The 21,843-nt window shown below is 46.8% G+C and carries 22 protein-coding genes and 1 rRNA gene; 1 reads left to right on the top strand and 22 read right to left on the bottom strand.

Annotated elements, in window-relative coordinates; all coding sequences use genetic code 11:
* The 22 genes from D328_RS0122710 to D328_RS0122605 all read right to left on the bottom strand — a co-directional run.
* A 16S ribosomal RNA gene (locus tag D328_RS0122710) occupies window positions 1–205 on the bottom strand; the annotation flags it as partial.
* A 454-nt stretch (window positions 206–659) separates the two neighbouring features.
* Entirely contained in the window at window positions 660–1,292 is a 633-nt protein-coding gene (locus D328_RS0122705) for an ABC-2 transporter permease (RefSeq protein ID WP_018887352.1), read from the bottom strand.
* Window positions 1,289–2,155, bottom strand: coding sequence for an ABC transporter ATP-binding protein (locus D328_RS0122700; protein WP_018887351.1), 867 nt, complete (start codon window positions 2,153–2,155; stop codon window positions 1,289–1,291). The genes D328_RS0122705 and D328_RS0122700 overlap by 4 nt, the downstream gene beginning before the upstream one ends.
* A 106-nt stretch (window positions 2,156–2,261) precedes the next feature.
* Window positions 2,262–2,393, bottom strand: coding sequence for a class III lanthipeptide (locus D328_RS31365; RefSeq protein ID WP_018887350.1), 132 nt, complete (start codon window positions 2,391–2,393; stop codon window positions 2,262–2,264).
* 102 nt (window positions 2,394–2,495) lie between these two features.
* Window positions 2,496–2,627 carry a class III lanthipeptide gene (locus tag D328_RS31360; RefSeq protein WP_018887349.1) on the bottom strand — a complete coding sequence of 44 codons (132 nt, stop codon included), beginning with the start codon at window positions 2,625–2,627 and terminating at the stop codon, window positions 2,496–2,498.
* Between the two features lie 79 nt (window positions 2,628–2,706).
* Window positions 2,707–5,334 (bottom strand): class III lanthionine synthetase LanKC, encoded by a 2,628-nt coding sequence (gene lanKC, locus D328_RS0122685; protein WP_033413569.1) that lies wholly within the window; start codon window positions 5,332–5,334, stop codon window positions 2,707–2,709.
* The gene (locus tag D328_RS29610; protein WP_051091189.1) at window positions 5,327–7,120 is read right to left on the bottom strand and encodes an ABC transporter ATP-binding protein; all 1,794 of its coding nucleotides are present in this window, start codon (window positions 7,118–7,120) and stop codon (window positions 5,327–5,329) included. The genes lanKC and D328_RS29610 overlap by 8 nt, the downstream gene beginning before the upstream one ends.
* 407 nt (window positions 7,121–7,527) lie before the next feature.
* The gene (locus D328_RS29605) at window positions 7,528–8,433 is read right to left on the bottom strand and encodes a nucleotidyltransferase-like protein (protein WP_018887346.1); all 906 of its coding nucleotides are present in this window, start codon (window positions 8,431–8,433) and stop codon (window positions 7,528–7,530) included.
* 206 nt (window positions 8,434–8,639) lie between these two features.
* Window positions 8,640–10,349, bottom strand: a complete 1,710-nt coding sequence (locus tag D328_RS0122670; protein ID WP_018887345.1) for a glycosyl hydrolase family 18 protein — start codon at window positions 10,347–10,349, stop codon at window positions 8,640–8,642.
* Window positions 10,350–10,536: 187 nt separating this feature from the next.
* A complete protein-coding gene (perR, locus tag D328_RS0122665) occupies window positions 10,537–10,956 on the bottom strand; it encodes a peroxide-responsive transcriptional repressor PerR (protein ID WP_018887344.1) in 420 nt (139 codons plus the stop codon).
* A gap of 123 nt (window positions 10,957–11,079) precedes the next feature.
* Complete coding sequence (locus D328_RS0122660) at window positions 11,080–12,528, bottom strand: DUF4097 family beta strand repeat-containing protein (protein ID WP_018887343.1); 1,449 nt, start codon at window positions 12,526–12,528, stop codon at window positions 11,080–11,082.
* Entirely contained in the window at window positions 12,528–13,133 is a 606-nt protein-coding gene (locus D328_RS0122655) for a hypothetical protein (protein WP_033413526.1), read from the bottom strand. The genes D328_RS0122660 and D328_RS0122655 overlap by 1 nt, the downstream gene beginning before the upstream one ends.
* 351 nt (window positions 13,134–13,484) lie before the next feature.
* Entirely contained in the window at window positions 13,485–14,198 is a 714-nt protein-coding gene (locus D328_RS0122650) for an MgtC/SapB family protein (RefSeq protein ID WP_025677875.1), read from the bottom strand.
* Window positions 14,199–14,271: 73 nt separating this feature from the next.
* On the bottom strand, window positions 14,272–14,730 hold the full coding sequence (locus D328_RS0122645; protein WP_018887340.1) for a GNAT family N-acetyltransferase: 459 nt from the start codon (window positions 14,728–14,730) through the stop codon (window positions 14,272–14,274).
* A gap of 68 nt (window positions 14,731–14,798) precedes the next feature.
* Window positions 14,799–16,244 (bottom strand): Asp-tRNA(Asn)/Glu-tRNA(Gln) amidotransferase subunit GatB, encoded by a 1,446-nt coding sequence (gene gatB / locus D328_RS0122640; RefSeq protein ID WP_018887339.1) that lies wholly within the window; start codon window positions 16,242–16,244, stop codon window positions 14,799–14,801.
* A 26-nt stretch (window positions 16,245–16,270) separates the two neighbouring features.
* On the bottom strand, window positions 16,271–17,728 hold the full coding sequence (gene gatA / locus D328_RS0122635; protein ID WP_018887338.1) for an Asp-tRNA(Asn)/Glu-tRNA(Gln) amidotransferase subunit GatA: 1,458 nt from the start codon (window positions 17,726–17,728) through the stop codon (window positions 16,271–16,273).
* A 31-nt stretch (window positions 17,729–17,759) separates the two neighbouring features.
* Window positions 17,760–18,047, bottom strand: coding sequence for an Asp-tRNA(Asn)/Glu-tRNA(Gln) amidotransferase subunit GatC (gatC, locus tag D328_RS0122630; RefSeq protein ID WP_018887337.1), 288 nt, complete (start codon window positions 18,045–18,047; stop codon window positions 17,760–17,762).
* A 226-nt stretch (window positions 18,048–18,273) separates the two neighbouring features.
* The gene (locus tag D328_RS0122625) at window positions 18,274–18,660 is read right to left on the bottom strand and encodes a hypothetical protein (protein ID WP_018887336.1); all 387 of its coding nucleotides are present in this window, start codon (window positions 18,658–18,660) and stop codon (window positions 18,274–18,276) included.
* Window positions 18,661–18,878: 218 nt separating this feature from the next.
* Window positions 18,879–19,199, bottom strand: coding sequence for a hypothetical protein (locus tag D328_RS0122620; RefSeq protein WP_018887335.1), 321 nt, complete (start codon window positions 19,197–19,199; stop codon window positions 18,879–18,881).
* Window positions 19,200–19,445: 246 nt separating this feature from the next.
* Complete coding sequence (locus tag D328_RS0122615; RefSeq protein ID WP_018887334.1) at window positions 19,446–20,072, bottom strand: MBL fold metallo-hydrolase; 627 nt, start codon at window positions 20,070–20,072, stop codon at window positions 19,446–19,448.
* Between the two features lie 6 nt (window positions 20,073–20,078).
* Window positions 20,079–20,648: a thioredoxin family protein gene (locus D328_RS0122610; RefSeq protein ID WP_018887333.1), complete on the bottom strand. Its 570-nt coding sequence runs from the start codon at window positions 20,646–20,648 to the stop codon at window positions 20,079–20,081.
* A 1-nt stretch (window position 20,649) separates the two neighbouring features.
* On the bottom strand, window positions 20,650–21,264 hold the full coding sequence (locus tag D328_RS0122605; RefSeq protein ID WP_018887332.1) for a DedA family protein: 615 nt from the start codon (window positions 21,262–21,264) through the stop codon (window positions 20,650–20,652).
* Between the two features lie 157 nt (window positions 21,265–21,421).
* Here D328_RS0122605 and D328_RS0122600 point away from each other — a divergent pair, with 157 nt between their 5' ends.
* Complete coding sequence (locus tag D328_RS0122600) at window positions 21,422–21,745, top strand: hypothetical protein (protein ID WP_018887331.1); 324 nt, start codon at window positions 21,422–21,424, stop codon at window positions 21,743–21,745.
* The last annotated feature ends 98 nt before the right edge of the window (window positions 21,746–21,843 follow it).

Here is a 21,843-nt window from a genome sequence, read left to right as displayed (position 1 = left end):
CTTCTCCATGCGAAGAAGTGAATTATCTGGTATTAGCTACCGTTTCCGGTAGTTATCCCAGTCCAAAGGGCAGGTTGCCTACGTGTTACTCACCCGTCCGCCGCTAACCTCAGAAGAAGCAAGCTTCTTCATCAGTCCGCTCGACTTGCATGTATTAGGCACGCCGCCAGCGTTCGTCCTGAGCCAGGATCAAACTCTCCAATAAAGTTATTGAAAAGAGCGATAGCTCATTTTGAATCTGACGAGATTCATATCTCATTGTTTTGCTCCAGTTTCCATACAGTCAAAGACATGTACCAAAAACCTTCGCGTTGGATTTTGCTTCACAAAATCCGCTCACTCGTTGTTCAGTTTTCAAAGATCAACTTCAGCCTTAATTCTCAAGGCCTGACCGCTTTAGGTATTCCTTTTTAGCGGATCACCACATCTCAGCGGCGACTTTTATAGTGTAACATGTTTCGCTTTTTAATGTCAACAACTTTTTTCGATTTAGTTAGTCGAAAATTTATTGTTCTCAAAATCAAGCGAAGTAAGACGAGTTATAATGTATCATAGCTACCAGCAAGCAGTCAACCTTCATTGTGAGCTTTAGCGTTTTTCATGATCCCCCAGCTATTCAGACCTATCCGGATAGCTGTCGCGAATGCATGTAGTAGCCACTATCGGAACTCCTTCCTGCTATATATCTTACTGGTTACAAAATACGAAAGCCCAAAGAGACAGATGGCAACCATTAGAAACAAGCTGGAGAACTGTTCATCAATTACATGATTAACAAGAGCATGATACACTCCGAATACCGCACCAAATACACCAAAAGAAAAAATAATGCTCAAAATCATCATGATCTCCGCTTTATCCGGGCCCATTGCATAGCCTAATGGATAGGTCAAAGCAGCGCTACATAATATAATCCCTGAGCCACGTGGTACAAGATTGTACATGGGCCACAGGGACTCAGCTCTATATGCGATAATAATTAATTGAATACACAGGGTCACGAAGACGCTCAGCAATAACAGCAGTATAAATGTAGCATACTTGCTTTGTATGATCTGCTGCCTAGCAAGGGGCAAGGTAAGCTCATAACGATCCCAACCAGCACTGCTGTGCTGCTTCATTAGCGAAAATGCATTAGCAGGAATTAAAATAATAGACAGCATAACGGCCACTTGTGCTGCAGCAGGGGTATCCATAAAAAACAGCATTATATTAACCAAGCCTACAATCAGAAACGAAATTTTGAGATGGCTCTCTAAAGAATACAAGTTATTCAGAATTAGTCCTCTCATGCCCGCTCCCCTTTCATTAGCAGCTTTGTAATATCATCAATGGTTATGCTAGGTTGGATGTTCTCGGTAAGTGCTGTATCTTTGTTAGCAATCAATGCCTGAATAATATCTCCTTTCTGCACGTATGCTGCTACATCAGGTAGATCTCCCTTCAATTCGTTCCATATATGAGTATCGTATTGCGCAATACTGAAGACACTTAAGAGCTTCTCCTTCGCACATTGTAGGATAATCTCTCCGCGCTTAATAAATATTAGATCATCCGCTATTTTCTCGATATCACTTGTAATGTGAGAAGATAATAGAATCGAGCGGCGTTTGTCACTCACGAAATCCAAAAAGACCTCAAGAATCTCATCCCGTGCAACAGGGTCCAGCCCAGAAGTGGCTTCATCAAGAATCAATAGCCTAGCATCGTGTGATAGAGCCACAGCGATGGCTAATTTCATACTCATTCCACGAGAATAGCCGCTAAGCTTTTGGTTGCTCGGCAAAGAGAAGCGGTCTAGAAAGTATAGGTATTTCTCCTGATTCCATCGTTCGTAGACATTTCTCAATACTCGGCCCAGCCTCACCGCATCCAGTCCAGGCGAAAAATTTGCACAATCAAATACAACACCGATTTGCTCCTTAATTTCTTTCTCAGCTTCGAGCAATTCTTTACCGAAGAGCTTGATCACTCCCCGATCTTTATGCAATGTGCCTAGTATGATCCCCATCATCGTCGTTTTTCCCGCTCCATTTTCACCAATAAATCCAGTGATTGTGCCATAGGGAATGGAGAAGGTTACATCCTTCAATTGAAAGTCTGATTTCGAATAAGATTTGCTCACATTTCTAACCTCAAGGATTGGCTCCTCCATAGGTCCTCCCTCTTAAATGAAATCAGGAAAAAAATAAGCGAGCTTATTTTTTTCCTGATGGTTAAGTAATATGATTCTATTTTATCAAAAAATATGAAATTCTAAATTAACAATGATTGCTCGCTGTAGACCAGCCTACAGTTACCGTAGTTACTGTCCAAGTGATCGTAATCGGAAATACCTCTTGCTCATCGCCAATTTTTGCAGACATTTTTTGCAGCGCCAATACGTCGTTCATCTTATATTCCCCTCTCATGATTTAGTTTTATATGGATTTTATATGTGACAATAGCTTAGATGACATGGTGTAGAACACGCTTCATAAAGCTTGCTACGATCATTAGCAGTGATTGCTAGCTGTGGACCAGCCTACTGTTACTGTAGTTACTGTCCACGTAATCGTAATTGGAAATGCCTCTTGCTCATCGCCAATTTTCGCAGACAATTTTTGCAGCGCCAATACGTCGTTCATCTTCTCACCCCCTTTCAAAAATGTGTGCAAGTTCACATTCCATCAAAATAATATTAACACGTTGTTATCTGTATTTTATTCACTGTCTATCTGTTGAAAGTACTGAGAACCGAGCTTCATTCCTCTTATAAGAAGTCTTCGCCACAAATTGATTAATATGAATAAGTGGAAGCCAGTACAGCGGATTCGACTCCTGCAAACCTTGTAAAGCAAGCATTATACCCGCACTTCCGGTGTACCAATCATCAGATAAGCGATATCCAAAATTCCCAGAAAAATGTATCTGATCCTGCCGGGCTACAAGGAACAATTGTAATCGCTGCAAGGATAGCTTGACATGTTCTTGTCGCACGTCAGCAGCATCTTCAATGAGACATGGCAGTAACAGGAAGCCCCCTGCCCCATCCAATATTCCACCGCTGAAGGTACACCTGATATCATTCAGGTTCATAATCAACTTCAGTTCTTCTTCATAGTGTCTCTTCCCAGTAACATGGTTGAAATACCAGATCGCGACCCCGATACCTATCGATCCCCCAGATAGATAAGGAAGCACTCGTTTCTTCTCATCCATTGCTTGCAGGACCAACACTTCTTCATCCCGATGTGAATGCTCCAGATCCGTCTCAATTAATTGCCTAGCTCGAATGTAACAGTCCTCTTCTCCAGTAACAGCATACATGGCGCTGAACAGCACGGATACACCCGACCACCCATCTATCATTCCTATAGGAACAGCCGCCCAATCAGTCACCGTTAACGGTCGTCTCTGATCCATCACAGATATAATTTTGGCAATGATGCGTCTTGCCTCGTCTAAATATGCTTCCTTACGCTCCTCCAGATACAGGCTCAACCACGCCAATCCCATACCCGCAAGCCCTGATCTCAACGAGACATCATGGGAATCGTCATATTCAATATGAGAGAACCTTTTCAGTGCTTCTCCTGTATAACCTAACTCGTACAACGTGGAGGCTATCCCAGCATTGCCTACCAACAGTCCATGTCCGCCTTCCAAGGTATTATGGGATAAAACGCTAGCCTCCAACCACTCATTGACCCGACTATCCATATAGCCTGTTCTGTGAAGAGCCAATGCAGCGCCAGTACCGCCCGTTAATACATTGATTAAGCCACCTGAATTCTCATACTGTCTGATATCACCATGAACGAGGCCCTGCTCTGGTACCAAGTTGGCTAGCATTCCTCTACTCAGCCCCTGAATGACAGAGCTAATGTCACTAGATGACATCAATGATACAATGACCTGCTCGTCAGGGTACGTTTGCTCTTTTGCAGCTGTAATATTCTCATCGCATTGCTGTTCAACATGCCTGACGAAATTATGGAACACTTCACCAAACTCACTTCTGATCCATTCATTGTGATAGAACGATATACTGCGCTCAATGTTATCGACAGGACCTATAGGCAGTACACAGTATCTCAAGATTTTCTTAACAGCGTACCAATCGCGTTCTTTATGATTCTTATTGCGCGTATCTGAAAAGCCAATGGTATGAATAGCTGCCTTCTCTTCACTGTCCTTATCGCTCGCAGATTCAAAATCAATAAGGATGACCTTCAAATCTTCAGTAATCATGACATTGGATGGTTGTAAATCCCCCATGCCAACCTGGCGGTCATGCATTTCAGCTACAATAGTCATCAGGCTGGTTATGATCGTCTGAACCTTCAACACATACAATGCTGTATTCTTCAATCGATGAAATGGATAATGAGCCGCTAACCATCTCTTGAGATCGATCCCTTCTACAAACTCCTCTACTACAAAAAGATGCTTCCAAGCTTTGAAGCAATCTACAACATTCACTATACCCTTTACATCCGCAAGCAAGGACAACGCCTCATGCTCTTTAACTAGCCGATCTATAGCATCCTTATTCTGCCCGTCCAGACCGACCTTGGGCCTTGCCTCTTTAATGACAACCTTCATGTGATCCGACTTTCGCTCTGCCAAATATATTCCGCCTCCATTATTAAAGCGAATGACCCGCTGGATCTCATACGCTTGGAGGCCGGAGCTGTCTGCCTCATTCTCTGGTATGTTGTTATGGCTATCCAGGTAGATGTCGAATTCCTTCACAAATTCAGGCACCTGATAATAAGGTGTTCGGTTATCCGGGATGAGATTGCCCGATTCATCTCTGATGCATAACTGTCCTTCTTCATTTTGAATACTTCTGAATCCCCCATACCTGTAGTATAGATTGCTATCCTTCCAGCATTTATCGCTGAGGATGTAGGGTCCGTTATCTTCATCTCGAATTGCCTCATGCAGCACATGGAGTAGCTCCAGGAACTCCTCATCCGTTGCAGGGTAGATGGTTATGAATTTCCCTGATGATATCCTGTTGCCATTTTTAGAATTGACGCTATGCAGCTGCCGTTCACTAACAAGGTGCTTGAAGGCCACCTTCCGTTTCACTAATTGTTGACTCACCGTTTCTAAAATAGTGTGCGCGTTATCCATTGTGGCACTGACATGAATTTTCCAGCCCTGATCCTTCAAGCTCTTACCTGTGAAGCTATACATCACCCAGGGGGAATGATGATCTTGATTGATTATGCAATCCTCAGATAATTCCTTTACCTTGTAGCCTATCGTGTGATCCCCTGTCATCATCCTTGTATAATAATCGGAGTCACCCAGATAATTCAGATAGAGTTGGTTTTTATCCATGGACAAGTAGTTCACCCCTTTTTTCGCTTATGGCTGTATTAAATTGTAATTCACAGAATTGCTTGTACAATTCATGCGTTTGCTGTAACTCTTCATGTCTCCCTTGGCCGGTGATTCTGCCACCCTCTATGAAGATAATGTGCTCGGAATCTATGATGGTGGACAGTCTGTGTGCAACGACAATAGCTGTTCTACCCTCTATAACTTTCTTCATCGCGGATTGCACCTTCTCTTCAGATTGGCTATCCAGACTGGAGGTCGCCTCATCAAGCAAAATAATCTCCGGGTCCTTGAGGAACATTCGAGCGATAGCGATTCGCTGCCGTTGCCCACCAGATAAATTCAGGCCTTTTTCTCCAATATACGTATCCATTCCGTTAGGCAGATCGTTGATAAACTCCCAGGCATTTGCCATTTTGCACGCATCTATGATTTTCTCTTCACTCAGATGCTGCTCCAGACCGAACATCAAATTCTCCCTAACAGTACCGCTAATCAAGGTATGCTCCTGTGAGACATATCCAATCTGAGATCGCCAGGAGTGCAACGAGAAGTCCTCTATACGCTCACCGTCTACGAAGATATTTCCCCCTGTCGGCTGATAAAAACGTTCCAGCAGGGCCAACAACGTCGTTTTACCACTCCCGCTCGGCCCAACCAAAGCATAGGTGCTTCCCTTTTGCAGGCTCAGATTCATGTCTTCCAGCCCAAACGCAGAATGCTCATGTGTGCTGTAGCTAAAGCTCAAATTTCTGAGCTCAATTCCCTTGTAATTTGGAGCTAGCAGCTTCCCGGCACTCAGATTCTCCTCTTCCTCTGCGAGTAATTGCGAGATACGTTCTGTGGCCCCCTTCGTCTTCTGCAGCTGGGAGAAGAATAAGCCAAAGTTGGATAGTGGATTCATTATGTAGAAGATCAAGGTTAGAAATGCGATAAAGGTTCCCGGTGACAATTCACCATTCGCAAGCTGCATGCCACCATACCCGATGATCACCACAATGATGAACAGCATGATCATATTAAGAAATGGAGTAACGGCGGCGCTCCATTTGGCCTGTTTTAGACCAATGCGCATTAAATCCTGTATGATGCTGTGCCCCTTCTCGATCTGATTATGCTCTGCTGTGAATGACTTGATCAGCTTGTTCTCTGCAATCATTTCGATAGCCTTCACATTAAGCTTCGCCGTGGATTGCTGTAATTCTCTCGATAGCTGCGATAGCACTCTGCCCAGTGGAATGAAGAACAGCAAAAACAAAGGAATTGCAGCAACAATGATCAATGACAGCTTCCAGCTGTAGTAAAATAACCAAAAACCACAAAACAGCAGCGACAGTGTTGCATTGATAAATTGCGAGAACGAATGGCTAACCAGATTGTAAATAACCGTCGTGTCACTCACCAGTCTACTTGAGACATCCCCCGACTGATTTTTATCAAAAAATGGAGTGGGAAGCTTCACAATTTTAGACCAAGTTAGAGCTCTTAGATTAGCAACAACACTTAATCCTACTTTGCTAAGTAAATAACTCGACAGCACGCCTGTGATGGTTACGAAAATGAACAAGCCCCCCAGACCTGCAAAGGTTGAGCCATTAAAGGTGCCTGATTGTGTATAGGCGTCCACTATCATTTTCAGGAAATGAGGGATAAATGTCGTCAACACGGCACTAAGTGAACTTATAAGGCAAGCAACGACGAACAGAGTAGTTCTTGGCCGCGACTTATGAATCAGTTCAAAAAATTGCCGCCACGAGTAATGGTGTTCTCTTTTGTCTCTGATCATATCTTCACCTTTTCTATTTAGTTGTGTCGTCTGGTCATGTGTGTGGTCAGCGAGGTTCGTTTTAAGAAAGGCTCTGTGAAAGGTCTTGGGATGTGATGGTCCTGGGATGTGATGGTCCTGGGATGTGAACGTACTTGGTCTATTTGCTGGCTGGTGGTTGCCTAGGAGTTAGTATTTATGTAGTGTGCTTTACGAGTGTTAATTTAGTTAAAATTTATTATATATGATCTACAAATACCATAAAATAGTATTTTATTCCCAATTAAGATGGTGCTTAATCCCTAATTATTCCTTAAAATAACTAATATAATAAAAAACGACCCCCTTAACAGACTAAGGAAGTCGTGCCATACTTACATAGCAGCCAGCACGAAGTTGGCTTGCCTTTGCAATAATATTCAGATGCATTAATATGAGCAGTATCGCAATTCATTCGGCTTGTCATTATAGTAAGTAGCCTTGCTCCCGCTCTTGGCAATCTCTTTAATAAAGGAACGATAGACCAGCTTACGCAATACAAGTGGCAGCTCGAACTTGACGTGGATCAGCTCAGGATGATTGATCAGCTCTTGTATGGACCATGGCTCACGGCGGCTGCGTAGAATGCGGAAGAGCAGGACAGAGCAATCGGCCATTTTGGACATAACCGAGAATTCACAGGCAAGCAGTACCAATTCCACCCGTTGCTCCACAGTTTCTATACTTAGTGTCAATTCCTCATACAACTTGTACACGCCTTTGTTAACCATTTGTACCTCCTGCCATACGTTCACGGTTGGCAGGATTCCCCGATCAATTAATTCGATGCATGCCCAGTGATGCAGCGCCTGAAGCACACGGTGATAAGCATCCAACGACTGCCCTTCCTTCATACAGCGCTTGGCAAGTACATAGTGATTCAGGAAGGCGGCGAACTCATGGAATAGCTTCTGCTCACGCAGCGTGCCCTCAAAGGCCATAATTTCCTGCCTTAGCAGTTGAATCTTATGATCCGTCTCCCATAAAATATCGCCCTCCAACAGATAATTGACAAGATCAGAACGTTCTCCATCAATGATCCAGCGACGAAGCTGCTTTAAATGGACATGAAGAATCTGGCATGTAGTATCTCCCAACATCGCATGCTCCATGGAATCTTCTCGAGACTCTTGTTCATAGACGATCAGAATCAATACGCCAAAATCATGAATCAATGACCCGTGAAAACTCGTTCCGTTACGCCTGCAAGCTATCGCTCCAATGGCAGGCTCCTTCATCCACTCCATAGACAGCACATTGAATTTTGTTAACTGCACGTCACCCTCCATAGCCATTATGGCGACCTCCGCCAAATTTGAGTCTGAATAACAATGCTACAATTCTCCAATAATGAAATAAGTATCCCTTATCCGAAGTATTCTACACTGCAATTCCAACTTCCTGCTTAGATCACCATACACTTTACGGGTGAATTTCATTAAATATTTTATACGCCCATCTCTACATATCTCATATCTACATAAAAACATATCCACATAAGCTACTGTGTATTGAACTTGCTTAGTACCTTCCACGCCGTATCATTTGCAAAATTGCGATTCCAAACACCAATGCCCCCCAGCTCGAAAGACTTCGCTTGCTCAACTCTCGCCTGCAGCGACACCTCATCCTCCAGCCAGATTTTTTTGACTATGCCATCTTCCTTGTATTCCACATAGTTTTGTCCGACATCCTCCAGATATTCCTTGTCCAGCTTGAACTCTGTCAAAATGCTTGCCGCTGTACTCATTCCAACAGCCTTGGAGCTGACCTTCGTCTCCCCTTTGACTTCTTCCTCGGACCACACACGAGTATACAGCGGGATTCCAAGCACCAGCTTCTTCGGAGGCACGGAGTCCTCGTCAAGAATGCGGCGAATTGAACTCTCTGTCCATGGAAGGGAAGCGACTGATCCTGCCTTCGGACTGGCAGCCCAGTGCTCATCATACGCCATCAACATCATATAATCAGTGACTTCGCCCAGTGACTTGCGGTCCAGGAACACCGACCACATCTCACTATTGGATTTTGGAGTCACATCAATAGAGAGAATCAGGTCGTTAGCACGTGCCAGTGGCTTAAGCTCTCTCATGAACTGAGTAACATAAGGTCCATCTTTGGTGTAGACATTTTCAAAATCTATATTAATACCGTCCAGATCATACGACTTCGCGAGATCAATCGTCTGTTGAATAATATACTTGCGTCGTTCATAGGTCGAGAGAGCCTCGGTTGTCAGATCAGGATCAAAGCTGTTGCTCAGCAGTCCCCACACTTCCATGCCACGGTTATGAGCCCAGCGGACATAATCCATGTTCGCTTTACTATTCACTTTACCCTCAGGTGTGGTAATCTCGAACCATGTCGGACTTGTGACATTCACCCCGGGCATTGAACCAATATCAGCGGTTCGCGGATTGCGCGAATAGACAGCCTCCCAGGCGAGGTTGACAGGCTTATCCTCCCAATGCTGCTCTGATAATGAAAGTGTCTCTTCAAGAGGTGCCACGCTAAGAGCTGTACCAGGGCTAATATCATTTGCTTGTACATAGCCTGTAGCCCCGTTGTCCATCTGGGCATAATACCAGCCCTCCGCTTCACTCCATAACTTCACGACTGTGCCTTGTGGCATATCCGCTAAGATCGGTGCATACTTGGACGGCTCTGAACGAAGAGGTGCTGTTGAATCACTTTTGCCACTTGGAGTCGATACATTTCCGGTATCCACCTGCTCCCCTGCCCTCATAAGCAGTACCGCTCCTGTCGTCGCATCCTCCTGAACAGTTGCCCCATATATTTCAGCAATGGCCTGAAAAGGAACATACATCACTCCATCCTTCTCGGTCACCACCGTTGTTAATGCATACGCACTTCCATTTAATTCAGCCTCGTTCTCCGAAACGATCAAGCGCATGACCTTCTGCCGAGTAGACAGAACGACCGAATCCGTACTCTCCTCATGCCATACAGCCGAATTAACATATTGCTGAATGACCTCCAACGGCAGGCTTAGCGTATCCCCCTCACCAACCGCACTATAGTCTGTCAGTTGTCCCTCCACAAAAATCGGGCGAGCTACTCCCCAACTTAGCTTCTCATGCAGCGGATTTCCCCACCAGACAACAGCAAGTACACATAGAATTATGGCAGTAAAAAAAAGTCCAAACGTTCGTTTGATCGCCTTCCCTTTATGTCGGCGTTGTCGATTCATTCTAGTCAAAATGGGCCTCCAATGTTCATTTTCGATTTAAAACAGCTTCATGTCGTTAGATTGTAATACGTTCCAAGGAATGGGAGCGTTTCTAAATTACTTAATACCTACCCTTCGCTATCTGGACAATAAAAAAACGTGCAGAGCTGAATAGCTCCACACGTCGTATTGTACGTGAATTTCCGAGTCACCTGCAAGACCTGCATACTCCTCGCAGCTCCAACCGATGCCCACGAACCTCGAACCCGGTCATCTGTGCGGCATGCCGCTCCACATCCACCAAGGATGGATAACTAAAATCCTCAATCTTCCCGCAGCTCTCACACACGATATGGTAGTGATCGGACACATTAGCATCATAGCGGCTTGAATTGTCTCCGTACGTTAACTCATGCACCATTCCAGACTCGATGAATACCTTTAGATTGTTATATACCGTCGCAACGCTCATGTTGGGAAATTTGGGTTCCAGCGCCCGATAAATCTCATCTGCCGTCGGATGCGCCATGGATTCCATTAAATAATCTAATATCGCATGGCGTTGGGGGGTTATACGTACACCGGTCTTCTTCAGTTCTTGCAATGCATGCTGAACTCGAGTTGCCATTATACCCACCGCCTTAATCAATCGTTAACGTCTCTTCATCATATGTTTAATCATCTTATTTTAAATATATTGTAAATTGATATCAACTTTCTTGTCAACGCAGGGAACGGCTGAGTCCTCAGGCTACCCCTCTGCAGGATCTCCTATAGCTTCTCCAGCATTGGTATCCTCCGTATTTGATTCCCCGAAAGCCTCACTATTCGTGCTAGCAGCCGGCCCCTCCTGATCAGAATCAACCTCGTCAGTTTCACCCTGATCAGTTGTCTCCGTATCAGGCTCCTCTACTGGCGGGGGCAGCTCAGTCTGGTTCACAGTGAGGTCACTGTTGCCCTCAACCTTGACGCTGTATGCTCCAAGCCCTACTACACCTGTGATGCTTTTCCCTTCGATTGAGAAGGGGAAATCCGTGGACAGACGCCCATAGCTGCTTGACCCCTCTAATGTAAAATTACCGTCCGGTGGCAGGTAGAGCACAATGTCCCCAACCGCACTATACACATTCCAGTCTCCACCAATGCGATCTGTACGAATCGATACGCTACCATTCAGCGAATTCGCATTCACATTCCATACCGCGCTATTTATGATAATGTTGCCATTCTTGGTGTCCGCCGTAACTTTGCCATTTGTACGGGCAATCTGAATATCACCGACCTGTGTAGAGTAGGACACCAGACCGCTGATATCTCCTGCCAGCATGCTGCCCCGATTCGTCTTCATGTCCACGTTTCCGTCTACACGGTGCACATCGACGTTCCCGTTCAACGTTGTCCCATTTACATCCCCAATAGCATCCTGTACGATAAGCTGCCCATTCCCCGTCTGCAAATTCATACGGTCGATAGCATCGACGCGATCTACGGTAATATTGCCATTGGACGTCCGAATGTCCATATTGAGGCGGCGATTCTCCGGAATGACGATCGTTAGGTTGATTAACGGCTGACGTTTGCCTGACTGGCCGTATGCTTGTCCTTGCGTATGAACCTGTATGCTTGTCCCATTGGATATATCAATGGAGGAGGCTTCGGCAATAGCTGCAGCTTCCACACTACTTACCTGATCGACCCATACCGTCGAATGAACCTCTACGTGGGATACAGGCCCCCGAATCAATCGAATATTACCGTTCACCGACTCGACGAGCAGGCTTTCCGTATCCATGGACAAGGGCAGCAACACACTTCCTTTTGATAAGCGATTGTCAGCCTCTTCACTAAAATCCATTGAGGCTGTCGTTAAATTGATGCTAACTCTATTCCATAAATGCATATAATGGTGCTGCTCAGTCACTATGAACACCGAAGCGGACAAAATGATAGCCAGCATAAGCCCCTTCAGATCTGGACGAAAACGCCGCATTCGATGCGGCTTCCTGCCATTTCTCGTTACACTGACAAGCATAATTAAATATTCGAGTCCCCAACTGACGAAGATCAGCGGCCACCATTTCAATAGCAGCATCATGTGCTCTGTTCCGTTCATTTGATCCAATAACAAGAGAACACCAACTACCAATAGCAGTAAGGAGGAAGTATAGCGCCCAACTCTGATTTTGCTGTTCACGCCCATTATTCCCCCTTCTCCCGGAGATCGCGCTGCCGTTTCACGGAGATTCCCATCTCACGAATGAACAGCAACAGCCCTACGCCCACAAGCAAGAGTGCAGTCAGGACAAAGCCGTAAGCAGCAAAGAACTCTCCCAGCCAACGAGGCTTGGTGTGAAATAAAACCATCAGTCCCCCGCCAAGGATCAGCAGGAGCGCAAACGTAGTTCCCTGCTCCCATGCATCGAATCTGCTCTGCGGCTGATCAGCAGTACTACGAGGAGACAGTCGTCTTGGCTTCCTGCGATACAGCGTGATGTAGTCTGCTGATTGCAGTACATCATACACATTATAAAAATATAGTACCGGAATGAAGATACCTAACAGAATCAGCAAAGGTACATTGATCTGCAGACCCACGGAGGATACATAAAGCATAGCTGAAATATCCAGCAGCAGTAGCATCAGGAAAGTCAGCCCCCGCATATAGAGGCCCAACGAGAGATGGCCAACTCCCGGCAATAGTGCAGCTAGCAGAACAGATATGAACTTGCGGAGACGTGGCCTTAGCTTACGCGGCCGTCCTTTGGTCTGCCTTTGTATACCTCTAAAAAACCTTCTCGGTTGCATCGCTCCTCCTCACTACTGTCCAGACAGCTTTCCTATCTTGTACATTTGCGCATTCTTCATTTAAGCAAAGATCATAAGATCGTATATGTCTTAACCCTGGTACAACTCCGTCATACTATATCGTCTTTACGTTCGGATAGGATATGAAACATGTCTAGCCACATTCCTTCACAGAAGACAGGCCGCACTTAGTCGAAGTTTGTCTTGCGATAATGAGTTGTTCAGCCCCGTTGAAAACGTATGATTTCTTTTATCTTAAAATAGTACCCCATTCTACAGTAAGAGTAACTGTAAAAAAACTGGATAGCACCAAAAGGCCCTCCGCAGCAGCAGAAGGCCCTTGATTATGCATTACTCCACCGACACTCCGGATAACTCTTCCCAGTTACGCAGCGTTCCCGCAATTCGAAGCTGGTCAAACCCGGGCTTGCACAGCACCTCCATCTGAATCTCAACTGCCTTGCCCTCAGATGGAAGCCTGCCGATCGACATTGAATCCTCTTCCTTGATGGTGACCTTCTTAATCTTGATCTCTTCTTCGTTCATAAAATCCGAGATTCGTTCCAGCAAGCCTGGTGAAGAAAAGCCTTTTAAAATAATAATATGAACCTTCTGACCACTCATATAACGCTGCTCAATCTTGTTGAATATCCATAAATTAAGGAGAACAATAACCGTAGACACGATGGAGGCAAAATAAAAGCCTGCTCCCACACCCAGACCGATGGCTGCTACTACCCAAATAGATGCTGCCGTCGTCAGACCCGTAATGGATTTTCCAGTGAACAAGATGGTTCCTGCTCCCAGAAAGCCGACTCCCGTAATTACGGCAGTCGCCAGACGCGCAGGGTCAATACGGACATTAGGCTCGTCAATGAATGAGGCAAATCCATACACTGAAAGCATCATAATGAGCGTGGAGCCTACACATACAAGGATATGCGTCCGCAGTCCGGCTGCATGGTTGGAGCGCTCTCGCTCGTACCCGATAAGTCCGCCTAATAATAGTGCAAGCAATAGCCTACCCAAGATTTGCACATTGCTAATGATCCACGGATCTTCCAGTGATAATCCCTCCCAGTAGCCGCGGTTCAGTGTGCCGGGCGATGTAAGAGCCCCTAATCACCATCAGGAGCTTCTACATGCTATTCAGATGAAAGGTGATTAATTCCACGCCTGGCGCAATCTCTTCCGAGCTCACAGGCTTGAAGCCGTATTTCTGATACAACGACACAGCCGGAAGGTTCAAGGCACCGGTAGATACCACCTTTAGCGGAACCGTACTATACTGCTCCAGCACATACTCCATTAGAGAGCTGGCTATCCCTTGCTTGAAGCAATCTGGGTGTACCATCATTCTGGAAATACAGATAGAGTCCGCACCCTCTTCTACAGCCACTGCGCCTATGATCTCTGCCTCTTCATCCAATCGGCCATAAAACTGCTCTCCGCAGGCTCGTAATGTATCTAAAGTATCCATAAGTGGAGGGATCTGATGAAATCCGATGCGCTCTGCCTCCAGTCTATACGCAATATGCTGCAGGCGCCATAGCTGCTCCAAGGTGTCTTGATCCTGTAAAGATAACGGAGTAATCATCGTTCAGCCCTCCCAGTAAAAGCCATTCGGGACTTGCATCGCTTACCCTCGAATGGCTACTGTTGTTGTTAACGGCTCAGCACATCAGCCAGAAGCTTGTTCACCAGTCCTGGGTTGGCTTTGCCTTTACTTTCCTTCATGACTTGTCCGACCAGGAAGCCGATGGCCTTCTGCTTGCCTGCCTTATAATCCTCTACGGATTGCGGATTAGCTGCGACCACTTGCTCGACAATTGTCAGAATGGCACCCTCATCACTGATTTGTACCAGACCTTTTTCCTCGACGATCTGTTCAGGACGCTTGCCGCTCTCCAGCATTTCCTTGAACACCGTCTTGGCGATCTTGCTGCTGATCGTTCCTTTCTCAAGCAGACCGATCATTTCACCGAGGCCTTGTCCTGTCAAAGGAACCTCTGTCAGCTCCACACCCGCGCTGTTCAGATAACCCAGAAGATCACCCATAATCCAGTTGGCTACAGCCTTGGCATCCTTGGTGTACTCCAGGCTCGATTCCAGCAGATCAGCTAGAGGCTTGGAGGAAGTAATTACCTCCGCATCATAGGCCGACAGCCCGTATTCGGATGTATATCTGGCTTTGCGTTCATCTGGAAGCTCTGGAATAGAAGCTCTGATCCGTTCTTTCCAGGCTTCGTCAATATGCAGCGTCACCAGATCCGGGTCTGGGAAATAACGATAGTCATGGGATTCTTCTTTACCACGCATGGAGAAGGTCTTCCCTTGACTCTCATCCCAGCGTCGCGTCTCCTGTACGACACTTCCGCCCTCTTCGAGGATCTGCTCCTGACGGAATTGCTCGTATTCCAGACCGCGCTGAACGCCACGGAACGAGTTCATGTTCTTCAGTTCTGCCCGAGTACCCAACTTCTCCTGCCCATGAGGGCGGAGACTGATGTTGGCATCACAGCGGAGGGAGCCCTCCTCCATCTTCACGTCAGAGACATCACAGTACTGCATGATCGCACGTAGCTTCTCCAGATATGCTTTAGCCTCCTCTGGTGAAGAAATATCCGGTTCGGATACGATCTCCACAAGCGGTGTGCCGACTCGATTGAAATCAACAAGTGAAGCATATCCGCCATCCACGTGGGTCAATTTGCCCGCATCCTCTTCCAGATGCAGTCTTGTAATCCCAATACGCTTCGTTGTCCCGTTCACTTCGATATCGATCCATCCGTGCTCACCGATCGGCTGATCAAATTGTGAGATCTGATAAGCCTTCGGCGAATCTGGATAGAAATAGTTCTTCCGGTCGAATTTGCTTACGTCAGCGATTTTACAATTCAGAGCCATCGCGGCCTTCATCGCATAATCGACAGCCTGCCGATTCAGCACAGGCAGCACGCCAGGATGCCCGAGACAGATCGGGCAAGTATGCGAGTTAGGTGGCGCGCCGAACGCCGTTGAGCAGCCACAGAATATTTTGGATTGTGTATGTAGCTCTACATGGACTTCCAGTCCAATGACCGTTTCGTATTTTGATGTAGTTGTAGACACGATTGATTCCCCTCCTTCTGGACCGATTACAGCTGCGGACGCTGCTTATGGAATTCCGTATGCTGCTCGAACGCATGTGCGGCACGCAATACGGTAGATTCATCAAATGGTTTACCGATAATTTGCAGACCTACTGGCATGCCATCGGCGAAGCCGCAAGGCACACTGATAGCAGGGACACCAGCGAGACTGACAGGGATCGTCAGGATATCATTCAAATACATGGTAAGTGGATCATCTACCTGAGAACCCAGCTTGAAGGCTGTTGTCGGGGCTGTAGGTCCGATAACGACATCATATTTCTCGAATATTTGATCAAAATCGCGCTTGATCAATGTTCGTACTTTCTGTGCCTTCAGATAATATGCATCATAGTAACCTGAGCTAAGCGCATAGGTTCCCAGCATAATCCGGCGCTTGACTTCATCTCCAAAGCCTTGTGTTCTCGATTGATGGTACAGATCGAGCAGGTTGTCCGGATTCTCGGCACGTACGCCATAGCGGACACCATCGAATCTTGCCAGATTCGAGGAAGCCTCTGAAGAAGCCAGCAAATAGTATGTCGCCACTGCATATTCCGTATGTGGGAGCGATACTTCCTCCCATGAAGCACCGAGCCCTTCCAGTGTCTTCAACGCTTGCAGTACAGTCTCTTTTACCTGCGGATCAACGCCTTCTCCCAGATATTCCTTAGGAACTGCAATCCGCAATCCTTTCACGTCACCAGTGAGTGCCGATGTATAATCAGGAATATCGACCTTCGCCGAGGTAGAATCTGACCCATCATAGCCTGCAATGGCTTGCAGCACATACGCAGAGTCCTCAACATTTTTGGTGATCGGTCCGATCTGATCCAGTGAGGAAGCAAATGCCACCAGTCCAAACCGCGATACAAGACCATAGGTTGGCTTCAATCCAACTACTCCGCAATACGATGCCGGCTGTCGAATGGAGCCACCTGTATCCGAGCCAAGTGTAAAGTAGGCTTCTCCGGCAGCCACAGCTGCTGCTGAGCCGCCACTGGAGCCGCCCGGCACACGTTCAAGATCCCATGGATTGCTGACCGGATAGAAGCTGGAGTTCTCATTAGACCCTCCCATCGCGAATTCGTCCATATTCATCTTGCCCAATGTGATGACGCCAGCATCACGAAGCTTGCCTGTTACTGTAGCATCATATACCGGATTGAACTCACGAAGGAACTGACTGGCACATGTCGTCCGCAGACCTTTGGTAACAATATTGTCCTTGATCCCTGCCGGAATACCGAACAGTGGTCCACGCTTCTCCCCACCAGCAAGCTGGTCGTCCAGTCTTCGAGCGGCATTACGCGCGCCATCCTCATCAATAGTGATATAAGCCTTAACCTTCTCCTCACGCTGACTAATCGTCTCAAAAGCCTGCTCTACCAAATCCGTAACTGACAGTTCTTTGCGATCCAATCTGGATTGTAGCTCTGGCAATGTATGTTCAAACAAACTCAAGTGAAGCTTCCTCCCTTCAATCTTTCGATGATTACTCCAGCACCGCCGGAACCTTGAATTGTCCTTCTTCCTCATCTGGTGCATTCAACATGACCTCATCCAACGAGAGGCTCGGACGCACCTCATCCTCACGCATCACATTGCTGACATGCAACACATGTGTTGTTGGCTCGACCTCATCTGTATCCAGCTCATTTAATTTCTCCGCATACTTCAGAATGGCGTTTAATTGCCCGGTCATGATCTCCTCTTCCTCGGCTGTCAGGTTCAAACGGGACAGCTTGGCTACATGACGTACGTTATCAGCAGAAATACTCATGTCGGCTCCTCCTTATGGATCGGTGTGGTACATGCAAAATATATGTTCAGCAAGAATGACTGTATCTGGTCCCCATGACAGGTCAGATATCCAGTGCATTCATTCTGGCAAATCAAGTAGCTAACGGGGCTATTTCCCCTTTAAAATAACGTTTTTAATTATATTGTAGAATGTTGGACAATTCAATGTCACACCTTGCAAAAAAGAGCCGGCATAGGCCGGCTCCTCATATCCAAGCACGCAAATTAATTTGTTTGATAAATTCCGCCTGTGACAACGGCTCTGTAACCGCCTCATTCTCTTCCGCTTGCTCTTGCTCTTGATCACCATTCATGATGCTTCGGAACAATCGTTCATTATGTGTAGCCAGTGCATAGTCTATCAACGCTTCGCGTTCGACGCGTTCTGCCTCAAGCTTAAGCATGCTCTCCTCAAGCTCTACGTCCTGTTCCGGAACAAAGAAATTCCGGTTGGCCTTGGGCACTCGGATAATATAATCAAATGCATTATCCGGGTTACGGTCATATGCAATGATATAACCATACTCCCCTATTGGAAGACTTTGCTCAAAGGCGTCCGCGACGATTACAATTTTCTCTCCTAAACGGTGCATCGTCTACCTCCCCGGCTGTCTTGGATTATCTGCCTAGTCTACTAAAAAAATATGATAATGTCTATCATCAAATGATAATGCCTATCATTAATTGTAGGTCATCTGCTGATATAAGCGCAGTAATAGCCAGTGAAGACTCCAATATCCCTGTTGTACATCGCCCCGAATAGTGTCCCCTGGTGAGACTCTGCCAGATACTATGACTCTAGCATCCGATGCTATGATCTGCGCTGGTCCCGGTGCTGCTGCAGCCATACGAGCCAGGGATGTCTTGCTAATCTGCTACGTACGTTCTCTCTTCCTCCCCAAGTCACAACCTGAACCCGGCCTGTTGTGCTTCTGCTAGCAAGCGATCCTCTATCTTCATAACTGTTCGCTTCCCTGCGCCATCCCCTGCTCGACCTCCGGTAATCTCTGGATTCTGTCTGATCGACCGCGCGCGATACATCCACTGCCATCAGGACACCTGTAGCTTCTGCCCCATCACTCCAATATAGAACTCCCGAATATGGTACTTTCTTTCTTCCTCTATGCTTCATGGAATCCCCCTTGTGCACCCCGACCGACCACCCTTAATGTATCGAAAACCTAAAAAAAGACAAAAAAAGAACGCAAACCGGGCTTAAATCCACAGTCTGCGTGCTTCGCAAAGTTAATATGTAACATGTAATAAGGCTATATTAGCAAACCTTCCATCACTTGTCCAGATGATTTCGCAAGAAAAACGTCGATTGCTGCATTTTCATGGAGACAAACAATCGATCCGTTCTACTGATCAACTGTGTCTACCTAACGTAAGGATTATGCTGCTTCTCATAGCCAATCGTTGTCTTCGGCCCATGGCCAGGATAGACAATGACATCATCACCCAATGCAAAAAGACGTGAGAGGGAATCGAAGAGATCCCTTTCCCGGCCGCCTGGAAGATCGGTACGACCGACACCCATTCGGAACAGCACATCTCCGCCGAATAGATGCTGGTTGATTTGCAGGCTGACACTTCCCGGTGAATGCCCAGGTGTGTGGAGGACGGTAAAGCTATGGCCAATTAGCTCCAGCTTCTGCCCATCGGCCAGATCATATTCAGGCGGGTCTGTCTGGAGTGGAGTCGTAACATCAGGCCACATGGTAGAGCCATTCAGCTTGGGCGACGCCAGCCATTCATACTCAAGCGCATGCAAATATACGGGGCAGTTATGAAGCTTCCGCAGTTCATCCACTCCGCCCATATGATCGAAATGTGCATGTGTCAGCACGATCGCCTCAACGGTGAGGCCCTCGACTGCACGAATCAACGCTCCCGGATTCATTCCGGGATCAATAACAAGCGCACGCGTGGGGTCATCCCCCTGCAGCAGGTAAGCATTCGTCTGCAGAGGGCCCAGCGTGAAGCTACGAATAGATAATGTCATCCTTTTCTACACTCCTGACAATAGCTCACGCAATTCTTGTACGATCGTGCCATGAATCTCTGTTCCTTCTCCGTAGCGCTCCTTCATCTCTTGACGCGCCACCATAAGCTTGTCCTGATAATCCGCTGCTTCACGATCAGGGTTCTCTGTTTTGAAGCGCACCATAACTTCCTGTACATGGGCCGGGCGAGGGCCCCAGCGTCCCAGCACATGACCGCCGCTGTCTGCCACGATTACAACAGGGACTGAACGCCCCCCCATCGTCAGGAAGTCATCCATCAGCGCTTCATGGTTCTCCAGAATCAGAATTTCAGTCGGTACTCCACTGTGCTCCAGTGCACGCAATATTACAGGCACATTCCGAACTACATCGCCGCACCAGTCAGCTGCCAGTATAAGCACACGCAGATCATCCCGGTGATTCAGACTTTCAAAAAACTCGCGGTCCTCTTCATTCGCCCAGGAGAACTGGTCATACCAGGAGCGGAAAGCCTCCTGATTCTTCGTCATGACCTCCATGAATTGCTCACCAGACAATCCTTTGCCAAAATACTGAGATACGTTGGTTCGACTCATGCTATACACTCCCTTTCTTGTTTTTGGCGATCAGCCACTTTACGAGAAAATAGACAATCATGGCGGCAAGAGCTACCAGCAAAATCGGCGTAACGTAAGGTGTAGCTTTCTCATCAATCTGCGACCAGCTGCTGCCCAGCACCATCCCTAAATAAATAAACAATACACTCCACGGAATAACAGCCAGTGTCGTCAATAGAATGAATTTCCAAACACTCATACGAGCAATCCCGGCCGGGATGGAGATGGCATGACGTACTACCGGGATAAAACGGGCTGTAAAAATCACTCCAGTCCCATACTTGTTGAACCAGGCATCCGCATGGTCGATATGACTTTTCTTGATCAGTATGTACTTCCCGTACTTCTCCAGCACCGGTCTACCACCATACTTGCCAATCCAATAGATAAAGAGCTGTGCGAGCACCCCGCCGATCGTACCGAAAATAACGGCAATAAAGAAATTGATCTGTCCTTCAGATACAAGATATCCCCCATACGCCAGCACGATCTCGCTAGGTATGACCTCGATCATCAGACCGAGCATAATCCCAAAATAACCCAGCCCTCGAATCCACTCGAAGAGCTGTTCAATGATGCTTGATAACAGGTCCACATCCTACCTTCTTTCCGCATGTACTCTGTTTACAACGTTCCAATTCATGGTTCATTGTAGCATATGGCTTCCTAGCACTTCCAGCATGTCCATGTGCCCATAACGGTTCCCCAGCATGGGCTTGCGGCATATTCTGATGTGAGAGGAGCGTGGTAGGATGCCTGCCCATCAATTACCCAAGCACGCCAAAGGCCAATCCGGCCTCCCCACGGCGCGCGGCATTCGAAGAGCCTGCAGCAAGGAACTGTATCGTGCACGAAAGCGTCTTAAGCTCTATATAGCTCCAGAGCTCGTCAATAAAGGAGAAGAGCTCTATTGCCAAAAGGTTGGAGCCAATCTCTTATGGATCTCGGAGAATCACAGCAATCGTAAGGCACTGTGCGACTGGTGGGATACCGAGGTCAGTCAAGAGCTCGCAGAGCTCTGGGAAGTGGACCAGACACAGCTAAGTGCCGCCTTTCGCCAGTCCTTCGGGGGCTAATAGCGCGCAGACCTAACTCCATAATTCATAACATGCCATTAACTCGTGAGGCAGGTGTGTGAATCCTTTGCTACTTATAAAAACCTTTCGCTGTACCT

Source organism: Paenibacillus massiliensis 2301065 = DSM 16942 (assembly GCF_000377505.1).
In the GTDB taxonomy this organism is placed as follows: Bacteria; Bacillota; Bacilli; order Paenibacillales; family Paenibacillaceae; genus Paenibacillus; species Paenibacillus massiliensis.
Note: the sequence above shows the minus strand (reverse complement) of the source record. Positions and strands in the feature narration are given on the sequence as shown.

Bases quoted from the DNA above. Each gene is read 5' to 3' on its own strand.
- D328_RS0122705 (WP_018887352.1), bottom strand. From the start codon at position 1,292: ATGAGAGGACTAATTCTGAATAACTTGTATTCTTTAGAGAGCCATCTC.
- D328_RS0122700 (WP_018887351.1), bottom strand. From the start codon at position 2,155: ATGGAGGAGCCAATCCTTGAGGTTAGAAATGTGAGCAAATCTTATTCG.
- D328_RS31365 (WP_018887350.1), bottom strand. From the start codon at position 2,393: ATGAACGACGTATTGGCGCTGCAAAAAATGTCTGCAAAAATTGGCGAT.
- D328_RS31360 (WP_018887349.1), bottom strand. From the start codon at position 2,627: ATGAACGACGTATTGGCGCTGCAAAAATTGTCTGCGAAAATTGGCGAT.
- lanKC (WP_033413569.1), bottom strand. From the start codon at position 5,334: ATGGATAAAAACCAACTCTATCTGAATTATCTGGGTGACTCCGATTAT.
- D328_RS29610 (WP_051091189.1), bottom strand. From the start codon at position 7,120: ATGATCAGAGACAAAAGAGAACACCATTACTCGTGGCGGCAATTTTTT.
- D328_RS29605 (WP_018887346.1), bottom strand. From the start codon at position 8,433: ATGGCTATGGAGGGTGACGTGCAGTTAACAAAATTCAATGTGCTGTCT.
- D328_RS0122670 (WP_018887345.1), bottom strand. From the start codon at position 10,349: ATGAATCGACAACGCCGACATAAAGGGAAGGCGATCAAACGAACGTTT.
- perR (WP_018887344.1), bottom strand. From the start codon at position 10,956: ATGGCAACTCGAGTTCAGCATGCATTGCAAGAACTGAAGAAGACCGGT.
- D328_RS0122660 (WP_018887343.1), bottom strand. From the start codon at position 12,528: ATGGGCGTGAACAGCAAAATCAGAGTTGGGCGCTATACTTCCTCCTTA.
- D328_RS0122655 (WP_033413526.1), bottom strand. From the start codon at position 13,133: ATGCAACCGAGAAGGTTTTTTAGAGGTATACAAAGGCAGACCAAAGGA.
- D328_RS0122645 (WP_018887340.1), bottom strand. From the start codon at position 14,730: ATGATTACTCCGTTATCTTTACAGGATCAAGACACCTTGGAGCAGCTA.
- gatC (WP_018887337.1), bottom strand. From the start codon at position 18,047: ATGAGTATTTCTGCTGATAACGTACGTCATGTAGCCAAGCTGTCCCGT.
- D328_RS0122625 (WP_018887336.1), bottom strand. From the start codon at position 18,660: ATGCACCGTTTAGGAGAGAAAATTGTAATCGTCGCGGACGCCTTTGAG.
- D328_RS0122620 (WP_018887335.1), bottom strand. From the start codon at position 19,199: ATGAAGCATAGAGGAAGAAAGAAAGTACCATATTCGGGAGTTCTATAT.
- D328_RS0122615 (WP_018887334.1), bottom strand. From the start codon at position 20,072: ATGACATTATCTATTCGTAGCTTCACGCTGGGCCCTCTGCAGACGAAT.
- D328_RS0122610 (WP_018887333.1), bottom strand. From the start codon at position 20,648: ATGAGTCGAACCAACGTATCTCAGTATTTTGGCAAAGGATTGTCTGGT.
- D328_RS0122600 (WP_018887331.1), top strand. From the start codon at position 21,422: ATGCCTGCCCATCAATTACCCAAGCACGCCAAAGGCCAATCCGGCCTC.